7 protein-coding genes and 2 rRNA genes (1 of these 9 only partly in view) are annotated in these 5,521 nt (G+C 58.8%); 6 read left to right on the plus strand and 3 right to left on the minus strand.

All coding sequences use genetic code 11. The features are described from left to right. From EKK30_RS16395 to EKK30_RS16405, 3 genes are all read left to right on the plus strand, one after another. A 23S ribosomal RNA gene (locus tag EKK30_RS16395) occupies nt 1-219 on the plus strand; it begins 2,330 nt to the left of the window's first position. Between the two features lie 150 nt (nt 220-369). Continuing rightward, nucleotides 370-484: ribosomal RNA gene (gene rrf / locus EKK30_RS16400) — 5S ribosomal RNA — on the plus strand. 216 nt (nt 485-700) lie between these two features. Beyond that, nucleotides 701-946 (plus strand): hypothetical protein, encoded by a 246-nt coding sequence (locus EKK30_RS16405; protein WP_290986650.1) that lies wholly within the window; start codon nt 701-703, stop codon nt 944-946. Between the two features lie 69 nt (nt 947-1,015). On the opposite strand, the gene EKK30_RS16410 is transcribed toward EKK30_RS16405, so the two are convergent. Beyond that, nucleotides 1,016-1,300 (minus strand): acylphosphatase, encoded by a 285-nt coding sequence (locus EKK30_RS16410; RefSeq protein ID WP_290986652.1) that lies wholly within the window; start codon nt 1,298-1,300, stop codon nt 1,016-1,018. Nucleotides 1,301-1,474: 174 nt separating this feature from the next. Between EKK30_RS16410 and EKK30_RS16415 the strand changes: the two genes are divergently transcribed. Beyond that, on the plus strand, nt 1,475-2,437 hold the full coding sequence (locus tag EKK30_RS16415; protein ID WP_290986653.1) for a hypothetical protein: 963 nt from the start codon (nt 1,475-1,477) through the stop codon (nt 2,435-2,437). A gap of 11 nt (nt 2,438-2,448) precedes the next feature. Here EKK30_RS16415 and EKK30_RS16420 read toward each other — a convergent pair whose 3' ends face one another. Beyond that, a complete protein-coding gene (locus EKK30_RS16420; RefSeq protein ID WP_290986654.1) occupies nt 2,449-3,273 on the minus strand; it encodes a hypothetical protein in 825 nt (274 codons plus the stop codon). A gap of 241 nt (nt 3,274-3,514) precedes the next feature. On the opposite strand from EKK30_RS16420, the gene EKK30_RS16425 reads away from it, so the two are divergent. Both EKK30_RS16425 and EKK30_RS16430 read left to right on the plus strand, forming a co-directional pair. After that, nucleotides 3,515-3,901, plus strand: a complete 387-nt coding sequence (locus EKK30_RS16425) for a cupredoxin domain-containing protein (RefSeq protein WP_290986656.1) — start codon at nt 3,515-3,517, stop codon at nt 3,899-3,901. A 5-nt stretch (nt 3,902-3,906) separates the two neighbouring features. Beyond that, nucleotides 3,907-4,734, plus strand: coding sequence for an FTR1 family protein (locus EKK30_RS16430; RefSeq protein ID WP_290986657.1), 828 nt, complete (start codon nt 3,907-3,909; stop codon nt 4,732-4,734). A gap of 40 nt (nt 4,735-4,774) precedes the next feature. Here EKK30_RS16430 and EKK30_RS16435 read toward each other — a convergent pair whose 3' ends face one another. After that, nucleotides 4,775-5,245, minus strand: a complete 471-nt coding sequence (locus EKK30_RS16435) for a nuclear transport factor 2 family protein (RefSeq protein WP_290986658.1) — start codon at nt 5,243-5,245, stop codon at nt 4,775-4,777. Nucleotides 5,246-5,521: the final 276 nt, after the last annotated feature.

A 5,521-nucleotide genomic window follows, 5' to 3' on the forward strand; every position in this document is an offset into this window, starting at 1 on the left:
GGATGGACGCACCTCTGGTGGACCTGTTGTCGTGCCAACGGCACAGCAGGGTAGCTATGTGCGGACGGGATAACCGCTGAAGGCATCTAAGCGGGAAACCCACCTCAAAACTAGTTCTCCCTCGAGAGTCGTGGAAGACCACCACGTTGATAGGCCGGGTGTGGAAGCGCTGCAAGGCGTGTAGCTTACCGGTACTAATAACTCGATTGGCTTGATTGCTCTCATTTAGCAATGCTCATCGATTGTTTGCTTCGCTTGTCGCGAGAGATCGCGACGCGAAACAAGCAAGGCGCCGCTCTCACGAGCGCCACGATGAGCGTAGGCCTTAGAAATAGACCCGAAACAGAAGTCATATGACGTCTCCGCCGACCTGGTGATTATGGCGGGGTGGCTGCACCCGATCCCATTCCGAACTCGGCCGTGAAACGCCCCAGCGCCAATGGTACTTCGTCTTAAGACGCGGGAGAGTAGGTCGTTGCCAGGTCTGCAGAGACGTCATGTGAATTTCGAAAAAAACGAAGTCAATCAGTGCCCTCTATATGAATTCGAAACGCGCCGCTGTGCCTTGTGCCAGCGGCGCGTTTTTCGTTTGCATCCATTTTTTCCCAGGAGTCGGACACATCGAAGCTGCGTCGAGTCGTTCGGCGCCGGGGCTTCGCGCGTGTGCTAGGGTGATCCTGTAAAAAGGAAAAAAACCCCCATGGCCGTTACCTCAAGAAAAATCGCTCCCGGCGCCAAGCCGAAAGTCACTCGTCCGAAGAAGGTGGCCGCTGCGCCGGCTGAGGTCGAGTACGTCAGCCCGTTCTCCGTTGGCACGCGAGTAACTCACGCGTCGTTCGGCGACGGTGAAATTGCCGAGATTACCAAAAATCAGCTGGCGATCCGCTTCGACAACGCCGGTTCCAAGGTGATCCTGGACAGCTTCGTTACGCGGCAAAGGTCCTGATCTCCATCGATCAAAAAACGCGCCGCTGTGCTTGTGCCAGCGGCGTGTTTTTGTGTTTTGAAGGCTTGATCAGATCGTCGGCAGCACCTCGAAGCTTTCATATGCTCCGGCGCCTTCTCCCAAGATTTCGACCTTTTCGACACGTGCGTCCGGCGGCCCGTCTTGGCACTTCCGCAGCATCTCGCTGACATTTTCGGGCGTGCCCCGCAGCGTCATTTCGACTGACCCGTCACGGCGGTTTCGAACCCATCCGCTGAGACCGAACGATCTCGCGATATGTTCTACCCAGGCGCGATAGCCGACGCCTTGGACCCCGCCTTCGACACGCGCATGCACGGTGCGGATTATGCTCATATCTTCGTCCCAAATGCGCGGAACCGCGCGATCACTCACGCACCAGGCTACAAGGTTTTGCGCGCAGGGCCTCACTCGGTTTTTCTTTGCGAGTAACTCTGCGCCGATTAAAACTTTTCTCTCATCGAACGATGCGGGTTTGGGGTGCCTGCAGAACCGGAGGCATCGCGCCGCATGCTGCAATACGTTTGGACGAAGCTTTATGCGGGTTGGTTGCGCTCGCAGCTCGTCCGCGAACGGCCGCGCGTCGTGCTTCGCCATGGCCAAGGCAGAAATCTCATCCTCGGCATCGCCCGCAACTACAGCATCCAGGATTTAAGACCGTTCGTGCGGTCCGCACGCAAGTTTCACGATTGCCGCATTGTACTCGTGATCGACAACAATCCCGATCTCGGCAAAGCGCTCGATGCGGAAGGCGTGGACTGCGTTCTACTGGATGTGGCGTCCGCACTCGGCCGGCCGCATATGAATTTCGCGCGGATCACCGACTACGTCGCCGTTCTCCAAGCGCTTTCAGGGCAGATCGATCGCGTATTTCTGGCGGATACACGCGATGTCGTGTTCCAGTCGGATATTTTCGATGCGCTGCCGGATGAGCCGATCATCTTCTTCGAGGAGGCGCACGGTTTTGCCTTGGCGACCGCCGGGTGGAACGGGAACGCCATCCGGCGAACGTTCGGCGAGCAAGTCTTCGACGCCATCAAGCATCACGAGGTGATCTGCAGTGGAACGGTACTCGCGCGGCACGACATCGCGCTGATGTACTGCTGGGAAAAGCTGCTGCTCGGGCAGTTGGTCGACCGGCGTCACCATATGCGCTCCGGCGTCGATCAGGCGACGACGAATGTGATCGCCAGGGTTGATCTGGTGCCGCGTTCCGTGGTGATGCCGTATGACGGCGCCGTGGCAACCCTCTCCGGCAACAACACAGATTTTCTGAGCGTCAGGGATGGGCTGATGCGAACGGCGTCAGGTCAAATCCCTGCTGCCATCCATCAGTACGATCGCAATTCCGAGGTCCGCGACTTCGTGTATGCGACCTACGACGGTCCCACGGCGGGAAAAGCGGGCGACAGGTCGAAGGACTCGACGCTGCAAAAAAAGCTGCGCATCACCTTCGGACTGCAGGGCCCTTAAGACCGACGCGGCTATTCGATGCTCTTGTCTTTGCCAGCAGAGCGGAACGCGACTTTCACTCCGCATTTTTCCATCGGTAGCGCGGTCGAGGTCCAGCGGTCTTTGGTGATCGTCACGACGTAGCGACGGCAATCGTGGCCAGCGCCTTCGACGAAGTGCACGGTGAAGACCGCCGTTCCCGCCTTGCGCGACCGCGGCCACGTCAATTGCCCGTCGTCTGGCACGGTCTTCAGCGCCTTTTGGATTGCGTAAGCGGCGTTGCGATAGTCGGTCGGCGTCAAGCGTGCCAGCACCACGCGCGAGAGATCCGGATGCAATCCCGCGGCCTCAGCCTTCTTGCTGTAGGGGTCGGACGTTGGTGGCGGCGGAGCGTAAGCGTCCGAGACATGATGCGCTGCGGACGCTTCGGCATCGGGCTTGTCGCCAGGGGCGTTCGAGACTGTCACCTCCGGCAGGGGCTGAGTTGCGGCGCTGCTCGGCAAGGCGGCCGGCGGGAGTGAGATCGGCTGCGCGGGTGCGAGCGATGCAACATCCTTGGTTGGCGGCGCCGGTACCGTCGAGGGCGAGGAAAAACCGGCGGCACTCACGGCCGATGCAATTCGCTCGGCCTTCGACACCCACTCTTGGCGCGTGGCTTCGTCGGCTGCGAAGGCCGCTGTGACCGTGACGGCCAGAATGAGGATCAAGGAAGAGAACGGTACGGCTTGAAGCCGCCGCTGAGGCTGCGGGCAGACCGGCGTTCCGGCGTAAAAGCCATCAGCTTCGTATTGTCTTTCGATTTCTTCGGCGATGAAGGACGGAAATTCGTCGTCGGCATAAGACGTGCGGGCATACATGGCCGTTTCCCTAAACTCGGCTACTGTAACGTTTTCCCGCTCTGCATATGCACCGCAGGGAGCTGGCCAAAAAAAGGCGAAGGCAAAAATTGCCGCAGATCAAAGCGCTAGGCCCGCTTCGCAACGTCATCTCGTCCTAATTTCCGAGGGGCAAATAATCTTGACTCTTATCGCCATCAAGGTTTTCTAGGCGGCGAGACCTGATCTCGGGACCTTGAATCCTGACCTATTAGGAGCAGCAATGAGCAGTTCGAATTCCGCCGTTCGTGCGGTACGCTTTCCGACGTTTTTCTCGGCTTTCCTCGCGTTTTCCTGCGCTTTGGGAACGGTTGCCTTCTTGAGCGCGCAGGTGCGCGCCGAAGACACCCACGAAGTCGAAATCTCGATCAAGGATCACAAATTCGATCCGCCGTCATTGAAGCTGCCCGTAGGCAAGCCCATCAAGATTCTAGTGAAAAATCTCGACGCGTCGGCGGAAGAGTTCGAGAGCCATGATCTTGGCTTCGAGAAAGTCGTCCCCGGGAATAGTTCGGCGACCGTTCGCGTGAAGCCGCTGAAGCCCGGTACTTACATGTTCTTCGGCGAATTCCATCAGGACACCGCACTCGGCCACGTTGTCGTCGAGTAACGCCGATGCTTGCAGCACTCGTCCTCGTTTTCCGCGAAGTTCTTGAAGCCGGCCTGATCATCGGCGTGGTGCTTGCCGCCTCGCGCGGTGTGCCCGGACGAACCATGGCAGTGTCCCTCGGCGTCCTCGCAGGCATCGTCGGTTCAATCATCGTCGCAAAATTCGCGGCGCAGATTTCCGGAGCGTTCGAAGATCGCGGGCAGGAGATATTCGTTGCTGCGATCCTGTTGTTCGCAGTCGTCATGCTGGCTTGGCATGTCGCCTGGATGGCGCATCACGCGCGTGAGATGACCCAGCAGCTTCGTCAGCTCGGCAGCGACGTCACGGCTGGTCGCCAGTCTTTGTTCGCGCTCGGGGCAGCGGTTGCCGTCGCGGTGATGCGAGAAGGCAGCGAAGTCGTGCTGTTCATGACCGGCATCGTCATGCAGGGCAAGGATACGACCGTCGAGCTTCTCATCGGCTCAGGCATCGGCCTTCTTGCCGGCGCGGCCGTCTCGATGGTGCTGTATTTCGGCCTGGCCGCCATCCCGCTGAAAAAGATGTTCTCGGTGACGGGCGTGCTGGTAACTCTGCTCGCTGCCGGTTTGGCCGCAGCGGCCGTGAAGCAGCTTTCGAACGCGGGCATTCTCAATATATTCGATACGACGGTCTGGGACACCTCTTCCATTCTGTCGGAAAGCAGCTGGCCTGGGCGCGTGCTGAATATTCTCGTTGGCTATATGGACCGGCCGACTGGGATGCAATTGATCGCCTATGCCGTCACGGCGATCACGATCTTCACGCTCAGCTACATCTGGCGGTCGCCGCCGAAGCCATCCGCTCAGCGAGCGTGAGAACAAAGGCGCCATTCAAACCGGCGCCTTTTTTATTGTCCTAGAGTCCAAGATCGGAAAGGCCCGGGTGATCGGCCGGGCGCGGTCCAAGCGGCCAATGAAATTTGCGGTCGCTTTCAGAAATGCGCATGTCGTTGATGCTGGCATAACGATGGTGCATCAGGCCGTCGGGACCGAATTCCCAGTTCTCATTGCCGTAGGCGCGATACCACTGGTTGCTATCGTCGCGGTATTCGTAGGCGAAGCGCACCGCGATGCGATCCTCCGTAAAAGCCCAAAGCTCCTTGATGAGGCGATAATCGAGTTCGCGGTTCCATTTGCGCGTCAGGAACTCCACGATCTGTTCGCGGCCGCGGGGAAATTCGGCACGATTGCGCCAGACGCTGTCGACTGTGTAGGCGAGCGAGACCTTATGCGGATCGCGTGAGTTCCAGCCGTCCTCGGCGGCGCGAACCTTCTGGATGGCCGTTTCACGCGTGAAGGGCGGGAACGGCGGCCTGCTCTCGGACATATTCATCTCCTTCTTCTCGGCTGCAAAAGAGGATCGCTTGACCTTAGACGCAAACGTCATGAGGTTCGCGATAATCATCATTCGACGACCCGCTGATGGAGGGAACGCCTACATGTACGACATCGCCAATCTTTCGAACTTGCCGCATCTCAGAAATCTTTCGTCGACGACGATGTCGGCATTTGAAAACTTCGATCGCTCAGCGATGGCGGCCGGAGCCATCCCACGACGGTACAAAGAACTGATTGCGCTCGGCGTCGCGATCGCAACGCAGTG

Source organism: Hyphomicrobium sp. (assembly GCF_003987855.1).
Lineage (GTDB): Bacteria > Pseudomonadota > Alphaproteobacteria > Rhizobiales > Hyphomicrobiaceae > Hyphomicrobium_B.